32 protein-coding genes are annotated in these 25,747 nt (G+C 65.7%); 23 read left to right on the top strand and 9 right to left on the bottom strand.

The annotated features are described in order from the left end of the window. Window positions 1-58 precede the first annotated feature (58 nt). The 14 genes from KBY96_RS14245 to KBY96_RS14180 all read left to right on the top strand — a co-directional run bounded on the left by KBY96_RS14245 (window position 59) and on the right by KBY96_RS14180 (window position 8,466). On the top strand, window positions 59-751 hold the full coding sequence (locus tag KBY96_RS14245) for a hypothetical protein (RefSeq protein ID WP_254980190.1): 693 nt from the start codon (window positions 59-61) through the stop codon (window positions 749-751). Between the two features lie 326 nt (window positions 752-1,077). Further along, complete coding sequence (locus KBY96_RS14240; RefSeq protein WP_254980189.1) at window positions 1,078-1,485, top strand: hypothetical protein; 408 nt, start codon at window positions 1,078-1,080, stop codon at window positions 1,483-1,485. Window positions 1,486-1,521: 36 nt separating this feature from the next. Beyond that, complete coding sequence (locus tag KBY96_RS14235) at window positions 1,522-2,229, top strand: hypothetical protein (RefSeq protein ID WP_254980188.1); 708 nt, start codon at window positions 1,522-1,524, stop codon at window positions 2,227-2,229. Window positions 2,230-2,272: 43 nt separating this feature from the next. Then, window positions 2,273-3,433 carry an ERF family protein gene (locus KBY96_RS14230; RefSeq protein ID WP_254980186.1) on the top strand — a complete coding sequence of 387 codons (1,161 nt, stop codon included), beginning with the start codon at window positions 2,273-2,275 and terminating at the stop codon, window positions 3,431-3,433. A 40-nt stretch (window positions 3,434-3,473) separates the two neighbouring features. Then, complete coding sequence (locus KBY96_RS14225; protein ID WP_254980185.1) at window positions 3,474-3,851, top strand: hypothetical protein; 378 nt, start codon at window positions 3,474-3,476, stop codon at window positions 3,849-3,851. Window positions 3,852-3,854: 3 nt separating this feature from the next. Further along, window positions 3,855-4,229, top strand: coding sequence for a hypothetical protein (locus tag KBY96_RS14220; RefSeq protein ID WP_254980184.1), 375 nt, complete (start codon window positions 3,855-3,857; stop codon window positions 4,227-4,229). An 8-nt stretch (window positions 4,230-4,237) separates the two neighbouring features. Continuing rightward, complete coding sequence (locus tag KBY96_RS14215) at window positions 4,238-4,450, top strand: hypothetical protein (RefSeq protein WP_254980182.1); 213 nt, start codon at window positions 4,238-4,240, stop codon at window positions 4,448-4,450. Between the two features lie 226 nt (window positions 4,451-4,676). Continuing rightward, window positions 4,677-5,102: a hypothetical protein gene (locus KBY96_RS14210; protein WP_254980180.1), complete on the top strand. Its 426-nt coding sequence runs from the start codon at window positions 4,677-4,679 to the stop codon at window positions 5,100-5,102. Then, window positions 5,102-5,806 (top strand): exonuclease domain-containing protein, encoded by a 705-nt coding sequence (locus tag KBY96_RS14205; RefSeq protein ID WP_254980179.1) that lies wholly within the window; start codon window positions 5,102-5,104, stop codon window positions 5,804-5,806. Before KBY96_RS14210 ends, KBY96_RS14205 begins: the two co-directional genes overlap by 1 nt. Then, complete coding sequence (locus KBY96_RS14200) at window positions 5,803-6,117, top strand: hypothetical protein (RefSeq protein ID WP_254980177.1); 315 nt, start codon at window positions 5,803-5,805, stop codon at window positions 6,115-6,117. The genes KBY96_RS14205 and KBY96_RS14200 overlap by 4 nt, the downstream gene beginning before the upstream one ends. Next, window positions 6,117-6,383, top strand: coding sequence for a hypothetical protein (locus KBY96_RS14195; protein ID WP_254980174.1), 267 nt, complete (start codon window positions 6,117-6,119; stop codon window positions 6,381-6,383). Before KBY96_RS14200 ends, KBY96_RS14195 begins: the two co-directional genes overlap by 1 nt. Window positions 6,384-6,650: 267 nt before the next feature. Next, window positions 6,651-7,034, top strand: a complete 384-nt coding sequence (locus KBY96_RS14190; protein ID WP_254980172.1) for a hypothetical protein — start codon at window positions 6,651-6,653, stop codon at window positions 7,032-7,034. A gap of 72 nt (window positions 7,035-7,106) precedes the next feature. Then, complete coding sequence (locus tag KBY96_RS14185; protein ID WP_254980171.1) at window positions 7,107-7,439, top strand: hypothetical protein; 333 nt, start codon at window positions 7,107-7,109, stop codon at window positions 7,437-7,439. A 559-nt stretch (window positions 7,440-7,998) separates the two neighbouring features. Next, window positions 7,999-8,466 (top strand): hypothetical protein, encoded by a 468-nt coding sequence (locus tag KBY96_RS14180; protein WP_254980168.1) that lies wholly within the window; start codon window positions 7,999-8,001, stop codon window positions 8,464-8,466. 519 nt (window positions 8,467-8,985) lie between these two features. Here the strand turns inward: KBY96_RS14180 and KBY96_RS14175 are convergent. Next, window positions 8,986-9,471, bottom strand: coding sequence for a hypothetical protein (locus KBY96_RS14175; RefSeq protein WP_254980167.1), 486 nt, complete (start codon window positions 9,469-9,471; stop codon window positions 8,986-8,988). A gap of 340 nt (window positions 9,472-9,811) precedes the next feature. Here KBY96_RS14175 and KBY96_RS14170 point away from each other — a divergent pair, with 340 nt between their 5' ends. From KBY96_RS14170 to KBY96_RS14160, 3 genes are read left to right on the top strand one after another with little or no spacing between them, the layout of a single operon-like run. Next, the gene (locus KBY96_RS14170) at window positions 9,812-10,363 is read left to right on the top strand and encodes a hypothetical protein (RefSeq protein ID WP_254980166.1); all 552 of its coding nucleotides are present in this window, start codon (window positions 9,812-9,814) and stop codon (window positions 10,361-10,363) included. Beyond that, on the top strand, window positions 10,363-11,961 hold the full coding sequence (locus tag KBY96_RS14165; RefSeq protein WP_254980165.1) for a terminase: 1,599 nt from the start codon (window positions 10,363-10,365) through the stop codon (window positions 11,959-11,961). The genes KBY96_RS14170 and KBY96_RS14165 overlap by 1 nt, the downstream gene beginning before the upstream one ends. After that, window positions 11,961-12,518: a sigma-70 family RNA polymerase sigma factor gene (locus tag KBY96_RS14160; protein ID WP_254980163.1), complete on the top strand. Its 558-nt coding sequence runs from the start codon at window positions 11,961-11,963 to the stop codon at window positions 12,516-12,518. Before KBY96_RS14165 ends, KBY96_RS14160 begins: the two co-directional genes overlap by 1 nt. A 96-nt stretch (window positions 12,519-12,614) precedes the next feature. Here KBY96_RS14160 and KBY96_RS14155 read toward each other — a convergent pair whose 3' ends face one another. From KBY96_RS14155 to KBY96_RS14145, 3 genes are all read right to left on the bottom strand, one after another. Continuing rightward, the gene (locus KBY96_RS14155) at window positions 12,615-14,123 is read right to left on the bottom strand and encodes an ATP-dependent endonuclease (RefSeq protein ID WP_254980161.1); all 1,509 of its coding nucleotides are present in this window, start codon (window positions 14,121-14,123) and stop codon (window positions 12,615-12,617) included. Window positions 14,124-14,260: 137 nt separating this feature from the next. After that, entirely contained in the window at window positions 14,261-14,656 is a 396-nt protein-coding gene (locus tag KBY96_RS14150; protein ID WP_254980159.1) for a hypothetical protein, read from the bottom strand. Next, a complete protein-coding gene (locus KBY96_RS14145) occupies window positions 14,646-15,047 on the bottom strand; it encodes a hypothetical protein (protein ID WP_254980158.1) in 402 nt (133 codons plus the stop codon). The genes KBY96_RS14150 and KBY96_RS14145 overlap by 11 nt, the downstream gene beginning before the upstream one ends. A gap of 534 nt (window positions 15,048-15,581) precedes the next feature. Here KBY96_RS14145 and KBY96_RS14140 point away from each other — a divergent pair. The 6 genes from KBY96_RS14140 to KBY96_RS14115 all read left to right on the top strand — a co-directional run bounded on the left by KBY96_RS14140 (window position 15,582) and on the right by KBY96_RS14115 (window position 21,370). Next, window positions 15,582-17,165 (top strand): DUF4055 domain-containing protein, encoded by a 1,584-nt coding sequence (locus tag KBY96_RS14140; RefSeq protein ID WP_254980157.1) that lies wholly within the window; start codon window positions 15,582-15,584, stop codon window positions 17,163-17,165. Then, entirely contained in the window at window positions 17,162-17,674 is a 513-nt protein-coding gene (locus KBY96_RS14135; RefSeq protein ID WP_254980156.1) for a hypothetical protein, read from the top strand. Before KBY96_RS14140 ends, KBY96_RS14135 begins: the two co-directional genes overlap by 4 nt. Next, on the top strand, window positions 17,667-18,824 hold the full coding sequence (locus tag KBY96_RS16445) for a LysM peptidoglycan-binding domain-containing protein (RefSeq protein WP_254980155.1): 1,158 nt from the start codon (window positions 17,667-17,669) through the stop codon (window positions 18,822-18,824). Before KBY96_RS14135 ends, KBY96_RS16445 begins: the two co-directional genes overlap by 8 nt. 88 nt (window positions 18,825-18,912) lie before the next feature. Next, window positions 18,913-19,824: a hypothetical protein gene (locus KBY96_RS14125; protein ID WP_254980154.1), complete on the top strand. Its 912-nt coding sequence runs from the start codon at window positions 18,913-18,915 to the stop codon at window positions 19,822-19,824. Further along, window positions 19,824-20,054, top strand: a complete 231-nt coding sequence (locus KBY96_RS14120; RefSeq protein ID WP_254980153.1) for a hypothetical protein — start codon at window positions 19,824-19,826, stop codon at window positions 20,052-20,054. The genes KBY96_RS14125 and KBY96_RS14120 overlap by 1 nt, the downstream gene beginning before the upstream one ends. Before the next feature lie 488 nt (window positions 20,055-20,542). Continuing rightward, complete coding sequence (locus KBY96_RS14115) at window positions 20,543-21,370, top strand: hypothetical protein (RefSeq protein ID WP_254980152.1); 828 nt, start codon at window positions 20,543-20,545, stop codon at window positions 21,368-21,370. A gap of 60 nt (window positions 21,371-21,430) precedes the next feature. Here the strand turns inward: KBY96_RS14115 and KBY96_RS14110 are convergent, their stop codons facing one another. From KBY96_RS14110 to drmB, 5 genes are all read right to left on the bottom strand, one after another. Continuing rightward, on the bottom strand, window positions 21,431-21,613 hold the full coding sequence (locus KBY96_RS14110; protein WP_254980151.1) for a hypothetical protein: 183 nt from the start codon (window positions 21,611-21,613) through the stop codon (window positions 21,431-21,433). A gap of 85 nt (window positions 21,614-21,698) precedes the next feature. Continuing rightward, entirely contained in the window at window positions 21,699-22,055 is a 357-nt protein-coding gene (locus tag KBY96_RS14105) for a hypothetical protein (RefSeq protein WP_254980150.1), read from the bottom strand. 294 nt (window positions 22,056-22,349) lie between these two features. Next, window positions 22,350-22,838, bottom strand: a complete 489-nt coding sequence (locus tag KBY96_RS14100) for a hypothetical protein (protein ID WP_254980149.1) — start codon at window positions 22,836-22,838, stop codon at window positions 22,350-22,352. A 215-nt stretch (window positions 22,839-23,053) separates the two neighbouring features. Next, the gene (gene drmC, locus KBY96_RS14095) at window positions 23,054-23,839 is read right to left on the bottom strand and encodes a DISARM system phospholipase D-like protein DrmC (RefSeq protein WP_254980148.1); all 786 of its coding nucleotides are present in this window, start codon (window positions 23,837-23,839) and stop codon (window positions 23,054-23,056) included. Then, window positions 23,836-25,734, bottom strand: a complete 1,899-nt coding sequence (gene drmB, locus KBY96_RS14090) for a DUF1998 domain-containing protein (RefSeq protein WP_254980147.1) — start codon at window positions 25,732-25,734, stop codon at window positions 23,836-23,838. The genes drmC and drmB overlap by 4 nt, the downstream gene beginning before the upstream one ends. Window positions 25,735-25,747 lie beyond the last annotated feature (13 nt).

Raw genomic sequence — 25,747 nt, 5'->3', positions numbered from 1 at the left:
GTGTGGGTCATAGGCCGCTAATCAGGGCTACGCTTGCGCTAGCGAACGGGATACGCAGATGTTCAGGCGACCCGTGGGCCACAAGCGCGAGGGGCTGGACCGCGACCTGACCTTCCGTCGCCCCAACTGCGCCTGCTTCGCCTGCTACGACACCGGCGTGATCACCAACGGCGACGGCTTGCTCAACGAGCTGCTGCCGGACTACGACCGCAACCTCGATGGCAGACGGATCGCGGGTCAGGATCTACCGCTGATCTGCCACTGCCCCGCCGCCTACGCGCCCCCCGGCCAAGGAGGCACGCCTCAGAGCGGCGAGCCGCAGGGCCCCAGACCGCAGAGCGGGCTGCGCGGCGGTGATGGCCTGGTGGCCCGGGGCCTGGCCTCCGAGCTGACGCGCGAGCAGGTGAGCGAGCTTCATGAGCGCCGGGTGGAGTCCTGGCGCCAGACCGAGAGGCAGATGCGCGATGCCCGCATGGCCCGCGCTGCCGGAGACCACGACGCGGTGCCCTGGTTCATCGCCGAGGTGCGCCATGCCGTCGCCGCCCAGCAGGCCCGCTACGGCAACGGTGGCGGCGATGGGGATCAACCCAGTCCCACAGCCAGGCGTCTTCAGCCCCTGGGCGGCGTGATCGCTGAAACCCTGGCCAGTGCCGACCCCGAGGCCGCGGTTCAACGGAGCACAGCACCGCTGGAGGTGGTGCCTGCCGCTGAGGCGGTTCACCCAGGCCCACCTCCGGATGCGGCGGCCTGAACCCATCAGGACTGGCCCGCCACCGACGGCCTGACGGTTCACGCCGCTCTGTTGCGTCACACAGCCCTGCCGTCGCCGGTCTCTGGCTGCGATGGCGGCCCGGATCCCCGCACTCTCCGCTGCCGGAGCGAGAGCCAGGAGCAGCCGCAAGCCCCCTCTCGGATTCCTGGCAGGGCTCCGGGTACCCCCTGGCGCGAGCAGCGGGTGAACCACTCCCCATGCTCTCCAGTACCGAGCGGTAAGCACTCCGCCGCCAGCTGCCTGAGCACTTAGCGCCATTGCAGCCTCCCTAGCGGAAGCTAGGATCCGGTTTTTCTGCGGCACTGATGCCTAACGCCCAGAAGGGACGCGGTGATCGCGCGGAGCGTGAGGCCGCCGAGCTGCTCACCCTGCTGCTGGGCCTGCCGATCCGCCGCAAGCTCGGTGCCGGCCGCAGCGACGACGTCGGCGACCTCGATGGCCTCAGCGATTTCGTGCTCCAGGTCGCGGACTGGAAGGACGCGGCCCGGGCGGTGCGTGAGAAGCCGGAAGGCGCCGAACAGCAACGGCTCAATGCCCAGGCGCCGCACGCGGCAACCCTGGTGCGATTCCGCGGCGGCTGCTGGCGCGTGGCGCTCACCCCTGAGCAGTGGGCCCGGCTGGTGCTCGAGCTGCGCGCCCCTGCAGCTGCGCGCCCGGCAGCTCCGGCGGCCCTGGTTCATCTCAGCGAGCCGGCAGATCGGCTGGCCGCCTGAATTTCTCTCACCCTGTCCGTCCCCCTGCCCGCCGCCATGAGCACCAACGCTGCCCACATCAACCTCCCCACCCAGGAGGCACGCGACCGCTTCGGGCAGACGCTCTCCGCCTGGGTGGAGCGTGCCGGCTGGAGCCATGACATCCCCCTGCGCTGGGGCAAGGCGGCCGACTTCCCGACCGTGGCGGACTCGACCTTCAACCGCCTGCAGCGCGGCAAGATCGCCCAGCCCTACCCGGTGACGTTCATCCAGTTCGGGATCATCAACGACCGGCTGGCGCGCCATGACTACGGCCTGGCCGACAGCGATCCCCTGCTGCCGCGCATCGCCCGTCAGCGGCCGATCGAGCACGAGGACGGCCGGATCTGGACCGCCACCGACTTCTTCTCGCACTTCATCGGCGAGCTGGAGGCCCCCAGCTGGGCCGGCGAGCAACCGCTGCCCACCCTGGAGGAGGCGGTCGCCGCCAGTGGCCAGGCGATGGAGGCGTTCAAGGCCACGGCCGAGGCGGCGGAGCTGACCCTGCCGCAGGCCTGGCAGGCGCTGGCGGCCCTGGCGGCGGTGGGCCAGGGCCCGGTGCTGCCGCCGCTGAGCGGCGAGGAGCTGGAGACCCTGCGGATGGTGCTCTCCGGCTGGCACACCTGGACGCCCGAGCAACTGCGGGAGCTGCGCGACCTGGACGGCAACCTCCGCCCCTTGGTGCTTCTTGACTATTGGAAAGACGCAGCTGATCAGCCGCGTTAGCGCTCGATAGCGTATTCTGGGAGAAGCTGAAGGGTCAGCCCCCATGACCGCTCAAGTTGTAGCTGCTCCTGAGCAGCACAGTGCTTTCCCGGAATCCCTGGAGCTGGCGCTCCTGGCCTTCCACCGCACCATCGGCCCCATCCGCAAGCAGTCGGACGCCAAGTACGGCAAGTTCGCCGATCTGCACACCGTCCTCGAGGCCGTGACCCCGGTGCTGATCGAGCAGGGCCTGCTGCTCACCCAGACCATCACCGAGGCCGATGGCGGCAGCTGCCTGCTGATCACCGAGCTGATCCACGCGCCCACCGGCGACAAGCTCTCCTCCGCCTGCCCCATCCCCACCCTCCAGCAGCTCCTGGAGCGGGTGCACCAGCTCCGCGGCGAGGTGCTCTCCAGCTTCCCCCTCGATCTCCAGCTCGCCGCCATCGGCGCCCTGCCGCCGGTGCTGCCGCCCCGCAACGTCGCACCGCCAGGTGCGCCCAGCGGTGCAACCCCCAGCGCCGAGCTGCCGCCCCCGCCCCCGCGGCAGCCGGGCCTGCGGATCGAGGACCAGATCAAGGGCCTCTACACCCTGCTGGGCCAGCTGGGCACCACCACCAACCCGCTGCATGGTTTCGGCGGGATCATCACCTACCTGCGCCGCTACCAGGTGCTCTCCATCCTCTCGCTGGCCGCCAGCGACGACGACGGCGAGAGCTTCACCGCCGCCAACGGCAACGGCGCGCAGGCGGATCGCTCCCAGCAGAGCCAGCACGCCCCCCAGGATCCGCCGCCGCCGCGCTCGCGTAGCCGCCGGACTACGGCTCCCAAGCCACAACCCACACCGCCGCCGCAGCCGGCAGCCAGCCAAGCAGATCAACTACCAGCTCAACAGCAGCCAGTTCCGGCGACCCAGCCCGCGCCACAGCCCACGTCCCAGCCCGCGCCCCAGCCAGCCCCGCAGGCGGATCCAAAGGCCGCCGCACCGCCCGCCGCGGCCAACGGCAGCGGCGACCACGCCCTCACCCCTGCCGAGGTGCAGCAGCTGATCGCCCTGATCCGCACCCTGCCCACCGAGAAGGTGCCGCACCTTGTCGCCGGCTTCCGCCAGCAGTTCCAGTTGCCCAGCTCGGCACTCGTCTCCGATTACATCAAGACGGCGGCCCATGCGCTCTTCATCCGCCAGCACGTCGACGCGCTCAAGCCTGCACAGGCGGGGCTCTGATCGCTCGCAGCTTTCCTGTTCATTCGCACCCAATCCCTCGATGGCTGAGCAAACCCTCACCGCCGCCGCCCTCGATCCGCTGGAGATCGACGGCGACCTTCTCACCCGCGCCCTGCGCCACCCCACCGGCGCTGCCGGCTGGATCGTTCAGCACCGCCAGGGCCAGCTCCAGGCCGACCTCACCGAGGCCCTGGCCAAGGTGCTGCTCGCCTGCGCTGAGAACGAGCGGCCGGGTGAGATCACCCTCAAGATCCGCGTCGCCAGCAACCCCGACACCCCCGGCCAGATGATCCTCTCGGATCAGATCCTCACCAAGCTCCCGCCCAAAGCCACTGCAGCGCCGTACCTCTTTGATCCCGAGGCGATGAGGCTCGCCGGTGAGCTGCCAGGCCAACTCTCTATCCCGCTCGCCTGCTGATCGATGGGACTACCGAAACTCACCATCAAACTGTTTCCGCCCAAGCCGGGAAAGGCTTACGCATCAAGCGGCAATCTCTCGATCGCCATTTCTGATGTTCACGCCTTCGCTGAGTGGCTCCTTGGCCAACACGGCGAACACGACGCCTACCTCCAGCAGACCGTCGTGAAGCTGCTGGCCTTCGAATACAACAACACCAGCAAGGGTGGCAACACCTACCGCACCATTCAGCTCCGCGATCCAGCAGACCTTGAGGGCCCCCAGGCGCCAGCGAGCGCTGGGCGTGGCAATCGCTCGTACAGCTCTCCACCTCCTGGATGGACCCCGCGCTCCGATGAGGGCTGCGGCGGTTTTGACGACGAGGAGATCCCCTTCTGACTGGACCTATGCCGACCCACCTGCAGACCACGGATCACCAGCTCGCTCGGCGCGTCCTCGATGCCTTTGAGCGCGAGTTCTGGGCCGGTCACCACGACCGCGCTCGCCTGCTCTCCGCGCCACTGCGGGTGTTGCACCAGGCCATGGACACCAGCGCTGATCCCGCGCCGCTGATGGCCTCTGTGCTCCAGACCCTCGAATCGGGGACCCCCACCGCGTGAGGGCGGCACCGGGCCCACCACCCGCCTCCGCCCTGTCGTGGGAATGCCGCGAGTGCTGCTGCACCTCACCACGGTTCAGCACGACACCCTCCGCCTGCTCACCGCGCTATGCCCCGGCTGCGGGAGGGCAGTGGCCTGCTTCCGGCCAATCCTTCCGCCACCTCCTTCCCATGCCTGATCCCCGCTTTCGAGATCGCCACCGACTCATCGCCCCCGCCCCTTTCTGATGGCCTCCCCTCTCCCCCAGGTGCTCCACCGCCATCCCCCCAATCAGCGCCTGCCCCGCGGCTACGGCCTGGTGGTCAGCGACCTCTACGCCCACCAGCACTGGGTGGCGCCGATCCCGCTGAACCACCTGCTGCGCTGGGCCTTTGCGGTGTGGATGCGGCTCCGCAATCCGGTGCCGCCCGGTGACGTTGACCTCCTCTCCACCCGACTGCTCTATTTCACGGCCTACCGCCATGGCTTTGCCGCCGCCGCAGGTAGCCGCCACCCGGCCGGCACTGCGCTGGTGTTCACCCGGCCGACGCAGGCCACGATCGCGGCTGCATGGGGCATCCATAGCGATGCCGAGGAGCTGGTCGAGCGGATTCTTGCCGCTGCCATCCGCTCCGGCCCTGATCCCCGCAACCCGCCCCAGGCGCGCCACTGATGGCCTCGCTCTCCCGCCTGCTGCTGCTCGACTGCGAAACCACCGGCCTGGAGCCCGGCACCGCTGAGCTCTGCGAGATCGGCGCCGTGCTGTTCTCGGTGCCCCATCGCTCGGTGCTGCAGCAGCTCTCTTTCCTGCTGCCGGTCGTGACCAACCCGGCCGAGGACGTCAACGGCATTGCCCCAGCTCTGACGCTGGAGGAGCAGCCCGCCGTGGAGGCTCGCGCCCTGTTCCTGGCGATGGTGGCCAGTGCTGACGCCCTGGTGGCCCACAACGCCGCCTTCGATCGGCCCTGGATTGACGCCTGGCTGAGCACCACCAGCAAAGGCGACACCAGGGCCCAGGGCAAACCCTGGATCTGCACCTGCGAGGGCATCAGCTGGGAGGGGATCAGGCCCAATCCGTCGCTGGCGACCCTGGCCCTGGCCCATGGCATCCCGGTGTGGGCGGCCCACCGGGCGCTCACCGATTGCATCTACCTGGCCCAGATCCTGCAGCGCGATCCGCTGCTGGAGGAGCACCTGGCCGAGGGACTGCAGCCCCGGCAACTGGTGGCGGCCGATCTGCCCTTCTCGCGCAAGGACGAGGCCAAGGCGGCCGGCTTCCGCTGGGTGCCCGAGGCCAAGCAGTGGCAGCGCCGCTGCACGGCCGATCAGATCGAAGCCCTGCCCTTCGCTGTGATTCCCCTGGAGGACACCCCATGAGCCGCACCAAGAAGGACACCCCGCCCGCCGACTACCCCCAGGGCCCCAAGACCGTCACCTTCGAGCAGCTTGCTGAGGACGACTGGTGGGCCCTGCTGCACGCCCTGTCGGTGCGCATCCGCTTTTTCGAGCACCAGCGCTCCGGCTACGAGCGCCTCAACGATCCGGGTCAGCAGCGGCACATCGACTACTGCGACGACACCCTCAACCGCCTCCGCTCCCTGCTCCACAGCGCTGAGGAGCAGATCGGGGCTGTCTACTTCCGACGCCATCGGCGTGAGGCCGAGGCTCGCCAATCCCTGAACTACTGATGCGCTGCCCCAGCTGCGGCCACCCCGATCTGCGGGTGGTCACCGGCAACCACGGCCCCGCCTGGCGCCTGCGGCAGCGCTGCTGCAGCGCCTGCGGCCGCAAGGTCAAGACCATCGAGCTTCCGGCTGATGGCCTGATCGCCTTCCGTGCTCCGGCCGACAGGCCGCGCGCCTCCGGCTCCCGCCTGGCGGTGGCTGCCGCCCGCGTGTCCTTCGTCCGCCACCTGCTACAGCAGCTGCAGGATCCACCCGCACAACTGCCATGACCACCGACAACTTCGCCCACGCAATTACCTAGTCCCCACACGTGGGGGCGCTTCTGTGCCCCCATTGTCACGCCGACGCCCTGAGCCCCACGAATGCAGCGCCCACTACACAGAAACAGGCCGGTACGGACGCCGTGCTGATCGGATTTCAGTGCGGCTACTGCGGCCGTCATTCAGCGCTTCAGATCACGCTGCGACACGATCAACGCATCACCCCGCACCCCCCGGCTTCGCTCATGGAGTGGGCGGATGCCTGACTCCATCCAGATGGCGCACGACCCTTCTGCTCCATACCTTCATCCGGCGCCCTCCCTCTCGGAGGCGAAGGCTGCCGCCCGGCAGCTCGGCGGTGCTTCCGCTTCGGTCGTTCACCGCTTCCTCGATGCGATGCACGCGGCGCCAGCGCCAGCCGCTGCCCCAGCTGCCTCCCACACGGATCCGCCTGCTCAGTCGCAGCAGCAGCCACCGCTCGGCCTGCGGCCCCTGGAGTTCGCTGTCCATGACCGCCGCACCGAGCTGCTGGCGGCCATCGAGCGCTACGGCCAGGCCGGCACCGCGGTGCCGGAAGTCTGGAAGCGGGAGCTGGCGGTGGTCCACTGGGCCCTCGACCTGGTGCGCCAGCCCCGCCTGCTGCGTGAGCTGGTGTCGTGAGCCACCAGCGCAGTGAGGCGCTGCACCTGGCCGGCCGTGGCCACTGGTGGCTGATCGGACCGCTCCCGGCCGATGGCTGAGCTCACCCGGGCCTGGCTGGTCTGGCCCGCCCGGGCCGAGCACCACTGCGGCTACATCTACGCCCGCAGGCGCCGCCGGGCCCGCAGGCTCGCCCTGGCGACTGATCCTTACCGGGGCCCGGCCTGGTATCTCCTTGTCGTCCGCCGCGTGCCGCAGCTGGACGGCCTGGCCGACTGGGGCACCACGATCTGGGAGTGGGCCGAGATTCCCCCTGGTGCTGATCCCACCCCATTTTGCTTCGAGCTGATCCAGGCTGCTCCACCTGCCGCCGCGCCGGATCCTGGCGACCATGCGGCAGTTGCTCTCCACCACCGGCGCCGATGAGCAGCACGATCACCTCCACCCGATGGTGAGCTCTGGATCCAGCGCCAGCGGCGCCGTGACCAGGCGGATCTGTTCATCGCCTGGCGGCCCAACGTCTCCCAGCTGCTCGAGGACCCGAAGAATGTGATGGCGTTGCTGAGGATGCGGCCGTTGCACGACATGGAGATCTTCGGCAGCGCAACCTGGGCCGGCTTGTCCTCACCCTCGATCACCCCTACGAGCCTTACCACGACTTGCTGGACAGGCGAATCCGTGACGCCATGCTCTCTAAACGCACCGGACATCCCTTTGAGGTGGTGGCCACAGAGGCTGAGATGCCGTTACCCCTTGCTGCTGGGGACATTAAAGCTGTGGCTCTGGACAACCCCGACGCCCGCATGCTTACTCCTGAGGGCATAGGTGGTTTGATCCTCTCGGCCCCTGCATAACCCTCGGCTTTTACTGCCCTTGCCACCGCCACTTTGCAACCTGTGCAGCGATGCTAAGGAACATTAAGTGTGATGCGCGAAAAATCCATCTTGTCTACGCTGAGCCAGGAATTGATCTTCCTTGATCGAAAATGATTGAATCCGATGCGCCGAGTAAATCATCGCCAGGCATCATTCTCGTCGCCAATTCGCTGATACAGTCATTCTCTACTACTGAGGCATTAGCCCTTCTTAAGTTAGCGCCTTGGTCCATATCCGCAAAGGCGTCGATTCGCGATGCGTCAGATCGGCTCAAGCAAACCCCCGTCAACATGTTGATTGTTGTCGACCCTGAAAGCGGGAAGGTCCCAGCCCTGATTACTGGCAATGCAGAGGTTGCAGCATTTGGGAAAAAGAAGAAACCCGACTGGATAGCTGATCAATTCATAGCCTGTCACCAAAGGTGCCATGCCGAATGCTCGCGTAGGGGCGGTTGCGGAGGCTATGCACTTGTTGTGACTTCTGAGAGTCTCTCTATTCAATGCCACCACTGGTGCAAGGATGATTCAGGTGGTCCGCAGATTCCAATTATCCAAGACCTCTTAACCGGACTTGGATAGGGTGCACTTGGAGGCCCTCTTACAAGAAAGCAACGCTGTTAGGATCTCCAGCCAATAGGAGTTTGTTTGGTAGTCCAGCTCCAGTGATAGCAAGTAGACCAAGGCGAACAACAAGCCGACCGAGCACGTTTGTCGACCCCAACGGCGCTGCCGGCAACGCACAATCTCCCTCAACAAAAAGCACATCACCCTGGCCCACGGCCACCTCAAGATCCACCACCACCCAGAGCGGCCGGGCGATCCTGCCCCCCGCAATTGACACGCACACCCGTACCGTGAATGGCATCACCACCGCGTGAGCATTCGCCGAGGGCCAGCCCCTCACCTTGGTGCTGTACAGCCTCCACTCCGCGGTGCGGCAGGCCGACTTCCACATCGCCCACACCATCTCCTTCAATGAGAAGGTTCTCAGCGCCGGAGGGTTGCGGGATTGGGCAGGATGGAGCGGCGTAGCCTTTTCGCGCAGCTCATTCACTGGCTCCCCATCAGCACCTTCATAGAAGTGGAATGCTGGTTGCGTCAGCCCTGGTCGAGCCAATCGATCCGCCTACTCAGATCGACCACCTCCAGTGCCACCGGCCGCTTAGCGAGGCGGTGCCAGCGCTGTGCCTCCCGCAGGCAGCTGGCGGTGCCGTTGCCGCCAGGGAACGCGAGCACCAGCAGCCCGGCGCCATGGCCCAGGGCAAGCGCAGCGGCGGCCTCGAGCATCTGGCGGTTGCGGATTGGCCCGGCCGCCGGCCCGAACACCGACCAGGCGGCGGGCACAGGCCGCACCGACCAGGCGATCCGCCGGGCGGCCTGATCCACCAGGGCATCGGCGCCGCGGGCCGCGCCGTGGAACAACGCCAGCACCCGCTGCCCGCCGGCGGCCGAGTGCAGCGCCGCTTCGATCTGCGCTGACGGCCAGGCCAGCGAGCGGCTGCCGGTGGTGACCATCACCAACTCACCGATCCGGGGCACGGCGGCGGCGGGCAGCAGCGCCTGCCCGCTGAGATCCACTGCCATACCTGAAACCTAGCGAACACTATCCTAGCAGTGACACGGCTTAGGGCCTGGTACTGACAGCAGTGGCCTGCGGGCGCCGAGCCCCCGCGCAGCGGCAGGCCCCGTGCGGCCATGACCCAGCCGCCCCAGCCGGGTGGCGGCGAGGCGATCCAATCGCCCGAGCGCAAGGGTGAGGCCGCAGGCCGAACTCGCGCAGCCCTTGCGCCGGGTGACACGCTGCCCGACTCGCAGGCCGGCCCGCGCTGCTGAGCTCCCCCTCTTTCTTTCTCTGTAGGCTTGGGCTCGCTACTGCATAGCGGCTACGGCTCCCGAACCCACCACGGCTGATCCTCGCCACCAGGTGCGTGTGGCGCTGATGTTCGCCCTCGGCGAGATCACGCCCGACGATCCCGCCGTGGAGCTGCTGCGCGATTCGGCTCCCCTCGAGGACGCCGACGGCAATCCCTGCTGGCCTGAGCCGGCCCCCGAGGAACGCCCCAAGGGCCGCCGCAAACGCAACCCCGCTGCCGAAGGCGCGGGTCACCGTTTCCCGGGCCAGGCCTCCTCCAAGCGGCCCACCCGGGCGGAAGTGGAGCAGCGCATCGCTCAGCTCCAGTTCTGGCTCGCCCAGCGCCTCCCCAGCAGCGACATCCGCGACCAAGCGGCCCTGCTCTGGGGCATGACCTCCTACTGCACCCTCAAGAAGTACCTGCGCGTCGCCCGTGCGCGCATGGTCGAGGAGCTTGTTGAGGACCGGCTGGTTCACCAGGCCGAGGCGATCTTCTCGCTGCAGGACGTGGCGCGGCGTGCTGCGGACGCTGAACAGTTCTCCGCTGCCGTCGGTGCTCACCGCGTGCTGGCCGAGATCACCGGGATGCTCCGCGCTCCGGTCAAGCCGCCGACGGGGACCTGATGCTGGCCCTCCCTGCTCCAGCGATTCTTGCCCCGCGACTGGCGCCTGGCCTTGCTGGTGGCGTGCTGGGCTCTCCGGCCCATGGCGACCCCTGGCACGACTGCGGCGTGCTCGGCTTCCGCGACCCATCGCTGGCTGCCGACAGCGCGGCGCCCCTGAGCCTGCGGGAGTTCATCGCCGGGGCCTTCCCCGCCTACGGCTTCCACCGCTGGGCGCTGGTGCTGATCGCGCTGCTGCAGCAGATCGCCGATGGCGAGCTCTCGCGCCTGATCGTCACCTGCCCGCCGCGGCTCGGCAAATCCCTGCTGATCAGCAAGCTGTTCCTCGCCTACTTCGTCTACCGCCACCCGCAGCTCTTCTCGGCGATAGCCAGCTACAGCGGTGAACTGGCCTATGCCCACTCCCGTGAGGCGCGGCACTTCTACCGCGCCACCGGGAACCCGCTCTCCAAGGACTCAGCGGCGGTGGGCAACTGGCTCACCCCTATGCGCGGCGGCTGCATCGCCGCCGGTGTCGACGGCCCCTTCAACGGCAAGGGCTACAGCCTCGGGATCATTGATGACCCCTACAAGGGTCCCCACGACGCTGGCTCTCCCAGCGTCCGTTCGCGGATTGTCGAGTGGCTCAAGTCCGTCTGGTTCCTCCGGGCTGAGCCCTCCTACGTCGATGCCGGCGAGGGGGCACTGCAGCGCAACCTCTCGGCCCAGGTGATCGTGCTCACCCGCTGGGACGAGGAGGACATGGTCGGCTGGCTGCTGGCTCAGGAGCTGGAGGAGGCGCCGCAGCACTGGCATGTGCTCGACTTGCCGGCCATCGCCGAGCATCCGGCCGACCGGCCCACCTACCCACCCACGGTCACCGTGGAGCCGGACTGGCGGCAGCCAGGCGAGGCGCTGTGTCCGGAGCGCTTCCCGCTGCAGGAGCTGCTCAAGATCCGGGCCCGCACCGGGGCCTTCTGGTGGTCGGCGCTCTACCAGCAGCGGCCTGCTCCGGCCACCGGGGGGATCTTCCAGCGCGCCTGGCTGCGGGGAGCTTTCCCCCGCAAGCAGAAGCGCCGCTTTGCGCCATTGGTGCTGGCCTGCGATCTGACCTTCAAGGACGAGGACGACAGCTGCTACTGCGGCTTCGTGCTGATGGGGCTGCTGGCACCGGACCCGGGCCAGGTGCAGAAGCTGGAGATCGAGGTGCTGTGGGCGGTGCGCAAACGGCTGGGACTGCCCGGCACCATCCACTTCCTGCTGGCCGCCAGCGCGGCGCTGCAGCAGCAGGGTCTGCGGCCCCATGCGGTGCTGGTGGAGGACGCGGCCAACGGCCCGGCCGTGGTCCAGACGCTCAAGCGCAAGATCCGGGGCCTGCTGCCGGTGCCGGCCCGCGGGAGCAAGGAGCTGCGCGCCCATGCGGTCGCCCCGCTGCTGGAGGCAGGACAGGTGGGCTTCCACCACCGCGCCGAGCCGCTCAGCGAGGAGCTGCCGCGGTTCCCCAAGGGCAGCAAGGACCTCACCGACGCCTTCTGCCACGGGGCGCTGTGGCTGGAGGAGCGCTACTGGAAGGGCCTGGGCGTCAAGGACGCGCCGGTGCCGCTGCTGCTGTCGCGCTGATGGGCCAGCAGCTCTCGCTCTTTCACACTCCGTCGCCGTTGGAGGACTCACCGGATGCGACGGCACCAGAGCAGTCCACGACTGGGCATCTGCCGGCGGCACCGGCCACCCCATCGGGTGCCGGCCGCCGGCGTCGTCGCAGGCCCCATCCCCGTGCTGCCGCTCACGCCCTGGCGCTGCAGCACCTGGACCTGGCCGATGCGATCGCCGGCAACTTCGCCCGCCGCACCATCCATCCCATTGAGGATCTGCGCCAGGTGGCGATCATCGGGCTGCTCAAGGCAGCAGAGCGGTTCAATCCCTCAGGCGGCCGGCCGTTCCGGCCCTATGCCCGCACCTATGCCAATGGAGAAGTGATCCACTACCTGCGTGATTCGGGCTTTGCGATCAAGGTGCCCCCCACATGGAGGGATCAGTACGCCAGCGGGCAGAAGCTGCTGCGCCAAGGCCTACCGCCTGGCCAGCTGCCCCAACGGCTTGGCATCACGCCTCAACGCTGGCAGGAGATTCAGGAAGCTTGTTCGATCACAGTTGTGGCGTTGCCGCCAGAAACTTAGGTTTGTTCCAGAGATAGCCTGAATGCCAAGATCAGCGGCGGAAGTATTCTTGTGTAGCGCTCATGAATCATTAGCATCTGCCATTAGAACCTGATATCAGCCTTGTCCCATATTAACAGTGTCAGTCTCTTTAGGAATAAGCTCCCCAAGGGCTTCAGAGAAGTAATTAATATAGGGTTCATTAAGGCTGACCCAAACAGAAAGAAATGCCTCTTTGACTCTTGCCTCAGCAACAAAGCCAATTTTCTTTCCCAACTGTGCAAAGAGTAGATGTGGGTCGCGGTTTGTGTTTCGCACGCTCTCCATGTCTTGTTGCAGACGCGACTCAAACTCATATGGTTTCAGAAGAGACACGGCAAGTACCCCTGAAACGTTTTTGATATTCTCGTATACATTATCAAAAACTGAGGACTCAGGACATTGACCTGGCAATCGAAGCACGAAATCCGCTGCAGAGTCTTGTTGTCTGGAATCACCATCAATTACGCAAACAGATGCCTGCTGCGCGCTTGGGTCGATTCTGTGGTGATTATGTACCTTAAGCGCGGTTCCGTCACCTTTCATGGGATGAATTGAAATCGAGTCCAAGGCAACATCTGGTATCGCCGAAAAAATGTGTTGGACCCATAGTGCTGCAAAGTCATCTTCAACAAAGGCTACTAGCCTGGAGCTTATTTGACCGCTGATCGCTCGTAGGGAGCGGATGTCAAGCTTTCCTTTATAGAGCTCGCCCTTTACAGATGCCCAGATTGCATTATTCGGCAAAGGGAGGAGTGCGTCATTCGAATGTGTAGTAAATATAGCTTGTAGTCTTTTGCGCTCAGCAAGTTCGATCAAGTATTCGACCATACGAATAGTTGCAACGGGATGCAGCCCATTTTCGATCTCCTCGATCAACACGAGAGCATTATTGCCCGCCGCTTCTAACTCTAGTACCATCCGAATTACGCTCGACTCTCCAGCGCCAAAATGGAATTCAGAAAAGGATTCACCGGTATCGTTGATACCGCTGAGCAGCGTTACATTACCTCGGTCATCCACTCGAATGTGTCTGTAGCCACTTACGTCCTTATCGAGTACTGCTGCCACTGATCGCGCCACTGACTCTGATAAATTATCAATGCGATCATCGGGAACTTCAAACTTATTCGATACACAACGCCTCAGCTCTTTTCTTTCTGCAGCTGGAACGGTTCTCGATACACCAAAAACCAGCACCTCCCGATCCAATGTATTTCTTGCCCATTTGAGATTGTGATACTTAGCAGTCCGTCGGACGGTATCGTTCGTGCGAGCTTCTTGATCTATGGCTTCATACTCAATCTTCCAGTTAAGCATGCTGGCGTCATACTTCCCACTTTTTGCGAAAAAGAGGGCCGGAGTCACACTTTTGTAGAGAATAGCAGCTGCCCCTATAATCGTGGTCTTGCCACCTCCATTGGGCCCAACAATTGCAGTGACAGGAAACTCGAAATCGATTGTTCGGTTTTCAATTCCTCTTGCCTTGGCAATAATCATCTTTAGCAAATATTTACCGTAATTGTGATTGCGAACCTTCTCGAATAGGTCATTTACCTGGCTCGGTCGAATTTCGCTTTGGAACAAGGCTAAGCTCCAATAGGAGGGGAACAGGATCTCTCACTATCTTACGGGTGCATGCACCCGTAACAAGCTTACGCGCACGTTGAGCCACGCGCACGAAAGTGTACCGATCACAAAAGCGTTGTTAGTGGGATGCCTGATCACAGTACTTTTTTAACCTTTTCCACTAGCGTTCTTGTTCTTCCAATTAAGCGAACCGCTTGTACTGGAGAAATGGCATCTTTGGGTCTCGAAACGTGCCCATTCACTTCCGCTGGATAAAGCACAGAATTTCTCAGTGAGCCATATGCTATTGCCAACTCAGCAGCTTGTAGGGCAAAGCGCTCTCTCGATGATTTATTCACGAACTCGCGGACCTTTCCTGGATGGCTTTTGGGATACCTCGTGCCACGGTTCCTGCAATAAGCCCCACCAATTGACTCAAACGCGTGATACCCCATGAAGGCGGCTTTTTCGTGTACTGAGTTGGACTGAGCCCCTTGAGCGGCCAATAGGGCCCTTTCAGCCACCTCTACATAGGCATCATCAACGCTCATTAGTTAGACCTCCTTCAAAGAGTGCAACGCCATATTTTCTGAGAGACTTGATAATCGGTGTTCTCCAAGTCATCGACCGAAGCTCTTGGACTTCAATTGGGAGAATAACAGGCACCACACCGGTTTGAACAACCTGAGGAGCCAACAACTTGGCTAATTCTTCAATAACCGAAAAAGGAATTCGAAATCGCCCAAATGCAACAATCTTTGCCCAGTCTGGCCTGGCGCCACTCCGGGAGTACGGAAGAGCAAATGCGCTAACTGTCTTTCTAGGAGGACGAGTGACAAGGGCATCGGAAAACTGGCCCAGGTGGCGGGGAAGATCCCACTGCATTGTCAGTTCTTGGCGGCGATTACTGACGACCTGATGGAGTTCGGCAAGTTCGATCATCTTAATCTCGCTAGCAAACTTTGGGTCGATCCCTCTAAAGCTGCTGTCTCGGTGCCCATGGCAGCATAAGAGCGCTCGGCCAGCAGAACAAAATCGGCAGAGACTTGTTGCGCCAAGGCATCTTCGATGGGTTCTTCCGAGTTCCAGTTTCTTGGGTAGATCTGCAGAAATCAGTTCGTCTCGCTACAGATCCTTCGCCGCTGCCGATCCTGTCGGCTCTGCCACCAGTTGCACGTCCCTCTGTCTTCACGCCCTCGAGGTTCACGCTCTTGACGAGGGCGCAGACAACATGCCTCATGAGTTGGACGCAGGGCTGGACCTCTCAGATCTTCGCAAAGGCCCATCGATCGCTTGATCTGTCACGTTCTCTGCGTAACAACTGACAGTCCCCCTCGGGTATCCCCGCACATCGGACAGTCATCGATCCCCCTGCGAGCCCATTGGATCTGCGCGACGTCCCACACCCCCCGTGCTTGAGGGGGGGGGGCAGCCAAACCTCAGTGGCAATAGCCAGCAGCCCCCCGCGCTGCTCCCTTGCCCACCCGCAGCCACCAGAAGCGCAACCGCTTCCGCAAGCTCTCTGCTGAAGAGGAGGCCACCAGGCTCACCAATGCGGCCGAGGATGCCCCCTGGGCCCGTGTCCACCCGACCCTGACCGCGATCAGCGACCGGCTGCAGCTGGTGCTCGATGCCTGGAACCTGCTCCGCGCGCCGGATGGGGCCTGCCGGCGCAAGCCCTACCTGCCGCAGGGGATCAAGGAGCCCGATCCGGTCTACGCCTCCCGGATCCAGCACGCCCAGCCCACCGGCTTCTTCCGTGATGCCCTGCGCACCTACGCCGGGATGCTCAGCTTCCTGCACTGGCGGGCGCTGCCGGCTTCGCTCAAGCGGGTGATCGGTGATGTGGACGGGATGGGCACCGACCTGGCGGTGTTCCTGTTCATCGCTGACCTGCTGGTGCTGCGTGATGGCGGCTGTCTGGTGCTGGTGCTGCCGCCTGTCACCAGCCACGAGTCAGAAGGACACCGGCTGGAAGCGATCGCCCGGGGCGATCGGGCCTCCCTGCCCCGGCTGCTGCTGGTGCCCCGCGCTGATCTGCTCCACTGGCGCCTGGCCACTGACAGCCGGGCACTGCTGGAGTTCTGGATCCGCCGCGATGAGCGGCGTCCGGTCCGGCCCCTGCAGTACGGCGCCACGCCGGTGCTGATGGTTGGTCCCGACGGGCAGCTGCTGGAGGCCCCGCGGATCGAGGACTGGCTCTACACCCGCTTCCTGCTCACCACCGAGGGCTTCACGGTTCGCACGGTCGCGGCCGAGCGCTCCACGGCTCACCCGAGCGGCTATCAGGCCCGGCCGGCGGGCAAACCCCAGGAGCTTCAGGGCCACAGCCGTCTGCCGGCGGTCTGGTACGCCACTGATGGCGCCCAGTTCGGTGAGGGCGACCTGCCGCACCTGGGGCTGGCGCACCAGTACCTGACTCACTTCCGGCTCAAGACCGAGTACGAGGACCTGCTCAGCCGTTGCGCCCTGCCGGTGGGGGTGCGCACCGGCGTGGTGGACCGCTACGGCACGGTGCCGTCCGAGGAGGGAGAAGCGCGTCAGCCCGAGCAGCTGGTGCTCTCCACCAACTCCTTCCTCGATCTGCCGGATGGGGCGGACTTCAACTGGAAGGAGATCCGCGCCCGCAGCCTCGCTGAGCACCGCGCCCACCTGCTGCACCTGGAGGACACCATGCGCCGCGATGCGCTGGTGCCGACCGAGAACCGCGGCCCGGGCCGCAGCGAATCAGAGGTGAGCCTCACGGCCGGCCAGGCCTTTGCGCTGCTGCAGTCGCTTGCGGCCCGCAAGACCTCGGTGTTCTCCCTGCTGCTTGAGCACTGGTGCGCGCTCACCGGCGAGAAGCACAACCCCGAATCGGGGGTGTCGCTCACCGTCTCGCCGCTGACACCACCGCCGCGGCCGCTGCCGTCGATCGGCGAGTGGCTGCAGCTGCATGAGCGCGGAATCGTCACCGATGCCGAACTGCGGCACCAGCTGGATCTGGCCGCCATGCCGGGTGTGGTGAACCCCGCTGGTGATGGCAGCAGTGACACCCTCCATGTCCCTGCAAGCCAATGAGCACCCCCACCCACGCCTGGCGGCCCAGCGACCTGGAGGCGATCCGGGTTGCCCTGCGCATCCCGGTGTCACCGGCCTCGATCCGGGTGATCAATGACGAAATGGCGGCGCTGGAGCGCACCTACCCCGACGCCATCCCGGCGGCCAAGGCCCACCTCGATGCCATCGCCCTGATCGACACCCCGCCACCGCCGGGTGAGCCGGGCGGGCAGCTGCCGGCGGAGCCGGTGATCCGCAAGGTGACGCGCAAGGGTGCGGCCGGGCCGGTGCCGGAGCAGCTGCCGCAGAAGAAGCTCGATGTGATCGAGTACGCCACCGAGCTGTTGCTGGAGGAGGTGTCCACCGAGTACGCCATCCCGGCCGATGCCACCTCGGCGGCTGCCGCTGCTGCTGATCCGGCCCGCCAGCGGCAGCGGCATGTGGAGCAGCTGCTGCTGATCCTGCCCCGTCTCGAGGGCTGGATGCCCAGGCCGCGCTCCCTGTTCGAGGGGCAGATGATCCGTGGCTGAGCCGACGCCGCTCCACCTCCATGCCTCGGTGCGGCTGCTGCTGCCGCTGCTGGATCACCCGCGTGCCAAGTCACCGCTCACCATCGCCTGGCATGTGCTGGAGGCCTTCATCAAGCAGCGCAAGCTGCTCACCAGCCGTGACGCCGGCCCCGGCCAGGACAACGGTGATGTGCTCTGCAGCGGCTTCATCACCCGTGGCGCGGAGCTGCCGGCGAGCCTCTCCAGCCCTTGGGCCTGGCTTGCTGCCGACATGGCCTGGCAGACCAATGCGCTGCGACCCGTGCACCAGCCGGCGGCGCAGCCGCTACCGGAGCCGCTCAGCCCGGGCGATCCGCAGGCACCCCAGAGCACTTGGACGCCACGGCCGCGGGTGCTCCAGCCCCCGGTGGATCTGGGTGTGGCCTGGCTGGGGGATCTCGAGGCGCTCCAGTCGCCTGGTGTGCTGCCGCCCCAGCCCCGTGCTCAGCTGCTCGGCTGCTCCCTGCTCACCGCTGGCTTCCCCTTTGGCGAGGGCGGCATCGGCCGCCTGGTGCAGCCCCAGCTGGGGGAGGCGATCGACTTCGTGCTCAAGCCCCAGCGGGTGATCGCCACCGAGCCCGGCGACAGCTTGCAGGGCCTGGCCGATCGCTACGGCACCACGGTGCAGACCCTGCGCAGGATCAACCCGTTCCTGCTGCCCCTCGACACGGTGCTGACCGCAGAGGGCGACACCCTGCTTTCGCTCGCCGGCCAGTACGGCACCACGGTGGAGTGGCTGATGGCCAACAACCCCGACGTGCATCGCTGGGGCGTTCATGTGGTGGCGGCAGGCGACACGCTCAGTTCGCTGTCTGAGCTCTACGGGACGAGCCCGGCGTCGCTGCGGAAGTACAACGCCCCGACCTACGACTTCTGGAGCCAGTCGGAGCCCTTGCCAGTGGGCGCGGAGCTGGTGGTGCCGCTGACCCGGCCCTCGACACCGCTCGATCCGGGACAGGAGCTGCTGGTGCCGCTGTTCAGGCCCTCCACGCTGCTACCTGACGGCTGGCTGCACCTGCCGCCGCGGCGGCGGTCCTTTGCGGACCCGGACGATCGCTCGTATCTGGATGAGCCGGAGCCCGAGCTGGAGCCCGAACCAGAGCCGGAGCCTGAACCGGAGCCGGCGCCCTGAGGCTGCTGCCGGTGACGGTGGCAATAGAAGGCGTGGGCGCAGCCCGGACGGGGTGCTCACACCAACCACAGCCGCGATGGGTGGACCCATGAGTAAGCGCTTCTTCCAAGACCTCCAGGCCCTGCAGCACCCGCTGCCGCAGGCCCTGGTGAGCTACAGCCAGCAGCAGCAATGGCCCAACCAGCCCCCTGCTGCTGACGACGGCGACGACACCGACCCCGACGCCGCCGCCGGCCTCGACGACGATCTCGACGGTGAGGACGATGATCTCGGCGGCGATCCCGACGACCTCGATGCCGACGATCCGGCGGATGAGCCCGCCGATGAGCCGCCGCCGAGCGATGGCATCAACGAGGCGCTTAAGGCCGAGCGCCGCCGCACCAACCAGCTGGAGCGGGAGCTGCGCACCATGCGCCGCCAGCTGGCCCAGTTCTCCAAGATCAACCCCGATGAGTACGAGCGCCTCCAGGAGACCGAGCGCCAGAAGGTGCAGCTGGAGCGGGAGATCGCCAGCCGCGAGCGGCAGCTGCAGGCCAATGCCGACCGCAAGGTGCGCACCGTGGCCAAGGAACGCGACGATGCTCTGCGTCAGGTGGAGGAGCTGCGCAAGGACCGCCTGCTGGAGCGCCTGTTCATCGACGCGGAAGGCCGCCCCGGTGGCGACAACCGCGGCAGCTTCTTCGAGATCTTCAAGCAGCAGGTGGGCGGCGAGTTCCGCCTGGTGAAGGACGCCAACGGCCGTGACCGGCTGGAGCCCACCGACTCCAAAGGCAACGTGCTCCTCGGTGATGGCGGCACGCTCAGCGCCAGTGAGCACGTGGAGAGCCTGCGCACCCACCCGGTGCTGAGCTTCCTGTTCGCCCAGCGCGGTGGCCTCGGCCCGGCCACGACGATCGCCGAATTCGACGGCAACGGGCAGATCAGCAACCTGCAGGACATGAGCCCCTCGGAGCTCTACCGCGCCTCGTTTGCCACCAAGCCCGCCGGCTCCCGCGGCTGATGCCTCCTGGCCGGGGCAACCGGGCCATCACCGCCATGGCCTGGTTCCTGGTCTTCTGGAGCCGTCGCAGCACTGCCACGGTGGTGCGTGCTGCGACATCCGCGTCCGCACGCACACGCGCCAATGCGAGACGGAAGGCCGGCTACGGCCGACTGCTCAGCGTGCAGCGGGCCAACGCGCAGGACCGCAGGCTGATCGGCCAGCGCAGCCGCTACCGCTCCAGCCCGTAGCGCTTCCCCGGCCGCACGAGCGCCCGTCTCTCCCCGCGCCACACACCAGCGGGGCGGGCGCAGCGGCCGAGCGAGCGAGCGCAGCGAGGGAGCAGACACACGGCGCCGAGCGGAGCGAGGCACAGCCAATCCGCCACGCTCAACCAATCACCTGCACCGCTACCAATCGAACCAGCTGAGCCAACCCGCAGCAAGCAAACAATCCCAGCCCCCAGATACGCCAGCCCAGGAATACTGTTTGGCAACCGAATAAATACACCTCCTCTAAAAAGGTGCAGCCGTATTACACCCCCTAATTCGGTTCCGGCGCGGACCAGCTCTCGAAATGTCGCAAAATCTGGAAATTGGTATTGCGAACTTCCCGCGATCGTCGGCGCCGCCCGGGCCAGCGCAGCCCGCAGCAGGCGCAAGGGCATAGCGCAGCAGGCCGTGCGGATTGCATCAGCTCGTGAGCCACTTAGCGTTGGCTGCGATTGTCGCCTGTGCTGATGGCCGATCTCCGATTGTTCCGCCCCACCGGAACCCGCACCTTCAGCAGCCGGTTTCGGCAGGCACCACAAGGGCCCTTTTACGTGGATCGGGGGGGGCTGGGTGGGCCCTTCGCTCGGGCTGAATACCTGCCAGGGAGTGAAGCGCCCTGGCCCGGTCCTGGTCTCAGCACTGTCGTCGACCGTGCAGAGCAGCTCGGTGCCGTGGTGGGCCTGGATGTGTTTTCCAGTGATGAGTGCGGACCTCTGAAGGTGCGGAGCCTGACCATCAACACCGAGGTGCGCTACTACCCGGCGGTGCGGTTTGATATCTTCCCCGCTGCAGATGTCGATTCTTCCCAGATTGCTGAGGCCCAACTGTTTTTCCGCGAGCAGCCCTGGCTGCCTGATGGCGATGAGACACCGAACTCGGATGCCGGCTGCGCGGCGGTGAAGGTGGGTGGTGCGGTGCTCATCGGCGTGCCGATCACCGAGGCGAGCCTGGAGACGGAGCAGAGGTTTCCCCGGTTCAGCTCGGAGGGTGTGGCTGGCGAGTTGATCCAGACCGGTCTCCCTTCTGTGGATGTGACGGCGATCGTGAGGGAGTGGTTGGATCGCCGCCGCTTCGCCGCTTTCCCGAGGGGGCCCACAAACGTCACCCTCGGGATCACACCGGCCCGCCCTCAGCTGGACGACTCAGGGTTGGTGGGTCTGCCGCTTCTGAGCAACAGACGCCGCAAGCTGCACTGGGTGCGGGATCGACGCTGGCGGATTGATGGCTCCCGGCACCGCTTCCGTTGCCTGAGTCGCCTCGTGGATCTCCACATCGTGGCCAGGGTCAAACGCTGAGGTCCGATCGTGTGCTGAATGAAGCACCCTGCTGCTTGATCAGCAGGGTGCTGCCACAGATCACGCCTCGCCCTCCAGCTCATCGGCCAGCGCCAGCACCGCGGTGTGGACTGGTGCCCACTCCTGCAGCACGGCATCGCGTTCGGGTGAGCCGGGAGCTGGCTGCCGGCCCCTGTCGTTCAGCTCGGCCAGCTGGAGGCGCAGCTCAGCGAGCCGCTGATGGCGGGAATCGGTGGCATCCATGGCGTCGGGCGGGAGGCAACAGCTCCAGCATTGCCACGGCTGAGCCCATCGGCAGCGGGGCTTCCCCCGCCGGGGAAGGCCGTGCTCAGACGGCCCAGCGCAGGGGCTGCTCCGGATCGGCCTCAGCTGCGCTGCCGGGATCGATCAGATCCCACCAGGCCCCTGGGCAGAGGGGCTCGACGGGCTCGGGCTCCTGCCACTGGCCGGCGGCGCAGGCTTCTTCCCAGCCATCGATCACGCCCTGCAGCTGGGGATCGGGGGCCGGCCTCTCGGCTTTGGCTGCCATCCACTGATGGAGGCGATGGACGGCAGAGCCGCAGGCGAATCCGGCCTGATGGGTGAGCTCGCACGCGAGCCAGATTGCGGCGAAGGTGTGGGCAAGAGCCAGGCGGGCTTTGCGCTGGAGGGTGGTGGCTTCCATGGCGATGGAGGCGAAGAACACCGCCCCTCCGCAGCGGCCAGCCGGGGTGTCAAGGGCGGCGCAGCCGCTTGTCCTGCCCTTGACCCCCCGGCACCCGCCAGCCCGTGAGCGCAGCGATCGGCTGCTGGCTACCCGCTGCACCATCGGGGAGGTGTGCGCCGAGCGCCAGGGACCACCGCCTCAGCCCTGCTGAGCGCCTCTCCGCCCACCCCGCCCGTGCTGGTGTGTGCGCCCGCGAACCGGCCGGCGCAGCCGGATCGACCGTCGCCTCAAAGGGGGCAGCCAGCCGAAGCCAGCCGCCCCCGGCAAGGCTGATCAGTGGGCCTGGGATGCCGTGTGCCGCGGATCCCAGAGGGGCAGATAGGCCTCGATGAGCTCCATCGCCAGGAAGGCCGGGAAGCTCATCCGGCCGCAGCCCACCGCCTCGGTGACCCCGGGGATGCTGCTGCGATGAACCGGCGCCTTGGTGGCTGCCGCCACTGGGGACTGCCTGGAACGACGATGGCGCCGCTGCAGCTCCGCTTCGATGCGCCTCCGCAGGAGCTGCGGCACCCGGGCGCTGGGGGCGTGACCTGGAGCCCAGCCGCCCTGGGGACTCCAACGGCAGAGCTGATCGAGGAGCCTGCCGGACCTGCCGCGTTTGAGGAAGCGCACCACCACGGTGCCTTCAGCACAGTGCTCGGGATGGATGGAGACCCGCCAGCGGATGCCGGCCTTGGTGTGATCGTGGAGGACAACCGGAAACGGTGTGGACGCCATGGCGAAGCTGGCGAAGGACGCCGAAGCCAGGCGCGGGGAGGGCAAGGGCGGCAGAGCGCAGCGAGGCCGCTTGCCAAGCCCTTGCCCCGCCGCGCACGCTGAGGCAGGCCGACGCCGAACATCTCAGGTTCCGGTCACTGCCTGATCTGAGAGGCAATGCAGCCTCGTCCCGATAGCTCTACCGGCGCACCGAGGCTGCACGCCGAGCTGATCCGTGACATTGAAGAACCAGGAAGCGTGGCTGATTGCTTACCCTCGCTTCAGATGGGCACAAAAAGTCCCTCGGCCACCAACTTGATGAAGTGATCATTCACCTGGTTCGCGCGCCAGGGTTCTCGCACCAGCCAGCCGGCCTCGAAGTTGTGGCGCTGGGCGGTTTCGCTGAAGTTGGCGCTGGACACCAGGGCGCTGGCGTGGTCGGTTGCGGCATCTGTGACAACCACCTTGGCGTGCTGGTAGCAGCGCTCAGCAGAGCCAGACACCAGGCGCTGGTCGACATAGGCCCGAGGTTTGGCGGGCCAGGGCCACACCTCGGCATGGAACCACTGCTTGATCGCCGCCAGGGGATCGGAGCCCAGCTGGTGGGCGATCTGCACAGGGTGGAAGAACAGCTCCACGCGCTGCAGTTGGCCCGCTTCCAGGCGCAGGGCGATGGTCTCCAACAGCTCGCGGAACCCTGAGGAGAGGCCGATGTTGTAGGTGGCGATCAGCAGGCTGGAGCGGGCCCTACGGATCAGCTGATCCACCGTCGCAAACGTGTCGGCAGTTCTGGCATGGAGAGGATCCGGGCCAGACCACACGAAGCTCCAGGCGTTCCGCTCCATCTGGAGAGCTTCTTGGGCATCGGCGAGGCGATCAAGGAGCAACGCCATGAGGCGGGGATGGGCTCCCTCTCGCACCATCTCCACCAACAGTGGCTCGAGCTGAAGGCGGATCGCTTCGCTGTGGGTGGAGAGCAATCCCTGCCAACTGGTGGGCGTGTAGTTCAGACGCCGGAGATCTGTAGCGACTGCCCGCAGTGTCTGAGCTGGCAGCGTGAGGCTCATGCGTTGATGAACTCCCAGAAGGATGGATCACCGATTTCGGGGTTTGCCGAAACGGTCGGGCTCACCAGGGCTCGATCGAGGAACTCATTGCGGATCTCGCAGGAGGTTTCGGCGATCAGTTCGCAGCCATGGCAAGCGGCGCCATGGGTGGGGCGGATGTCAAAGGGGTGGTTGGGGTCGTGCTCGGAGCAGAAGGGATCATTGCTGCAGAGCTGACCGCGCTCGAAGGCCTTGTCCAGATAGGCCACGATCCGCTTCCCGGCACCCACCAGGCCACCCAGGGTGCCTTCTGATCCAGAGCTGCTGGTGAACAGCAGGATGCCGTAGCCGATCTCACTGTTGGCGTAGATCCGCTCGCGGATCGAGCTGGCGCCATAGCCGCACTCCAGGGCCATCTCGGTGATCAACAGGTGGCTGAGGCTGTGCAGCAGGAGGTAGGGGGCTCCGGGGAAGGGGAACTGGGTTTCGTCGAGGCCGCGGGACGCGAGCCACTCGTTCTCGAAGGCCTTGGTGAACTGGCTGGCGCGCATCACCACCGGATCACTGGCGGCCCAGGCCTTGATTGTGGCGGGATCGAATTCGATGAAGATCCCTTCCCCCTTGTTCTCACTGGCCGGCACCCAACGCAGATCGTTGGCCAGCGCTGCCCGGCGGTTCACCTTGGTGGTGTCGATCGGCAGGCCGCCCAGGCTGCTGGTACGGGCCGTGAAGCGGGTAAACCCCACCAGGGCCTGCACTTCCCGCAGACGGTGCACGAGCAGCACCCGCTTGATGGCTTTGCGGAACCAGGCTGGTGCATTGGGGGGCTGCCACACATCCGCCTCGAACAAGCTCCCCTCGGCTGAGCTGGAGACCCCATCCATCGGACCGATCAGCAGCGCCAGCTCCTCATCCTTGGGTTGGGCGAGCTGGCCGCTGGTTCCGCCCCGCTGGGCCTCAATCGTCTGCCAGAGGACTGCTGGATCCACCCCGGCGAAGACACTCTTGAGACGTGGGTTGAACTTGATGGCTGCGGACACATCAGCCTCCGCTTCAATCAAGGCGAGGTCGTCTTTGAGTTCGGTGACGCGCTTGGCCAGGGAGTTGGCTTCTTCCGGCAGCGAGATCACCGAGATCGTCTCGGTGAAGTAGGCGTTGGTGGCCGAACGCACCAACAGGCGGTTCTTGGTGGGCTCACCATCGGTTGTGCACTTTTCGGAGTCACGGGTGTTGCGGCCCAGCCAGGGCGTGTACCCCTGACAAAGCCCCAGAGGACTCATTTCTGTGACCAGGGCATCGGCAAGCTTGCGGGTGGTGCCGCCTTCTGACTGCACATAGATCTGGGTGAAGTCGTTACCGGTGCCGGCTTCCAGCAGGTAGAGACGCTCGGTGTTCTTGCAGCCGAACTGGCGGAAGCAGAAGTCGCGCCAGCGGATGTCGCTGAGGTGGCCGTGGGGGCAAGCCATCACGAAGCGAACAGGAACCAGCTGGTATTTTCCTTCGTCGTCCTGATAGGTGCGCCAGTCCGAGATGCAGCCGTCGTTGAAATGCACCAGGGGCCTGGCGCGGCAGGGAACCCCGAAGGCGATTCTCTCGCTGACCTTCTGAGCGACGGACCACTCGGGGAAGCGCAGCGCCTTGATCGAACCGCTGATGTTCTTGAGCGGATCCACCTCCTTGGGTGGTGTGCGCAGGTCGACGCGTGCTATCCCCGTGGCCTGCCGCACCAGGTTCAGCAGCCGCGGCTCATGGATCAGATCGCAGCCACGATCGTTCCAGAAATCCAAACCGCCAATAAGTAGCGAGTAGTCGGGCAGATCAACCATCGCCCCAGGTCCGTAGAGCTGGAGCACCTGGCTCTGACGCGCCTCACCGAGGGGCGGGGGAGCAGCTTTGCGGCGGGTGGAGGGGGGCATGGGGATGTGGGCG

Source organism: Cyanobium sp. ATX 6A2 (assembly GCF_024346355.1).
In the GTDB taxonomy this organism is placed as follows: Bacteria; Cyanobacteriota; Cyanobacteriia; order PCC-6307; family Cyanobiaceae; genus NIES-981.
The sequence above is the reverse complement of the archived record's forward strand: the minus strand, read 5'-3'. Positions and strand labels throughout refer to the sequence as shown.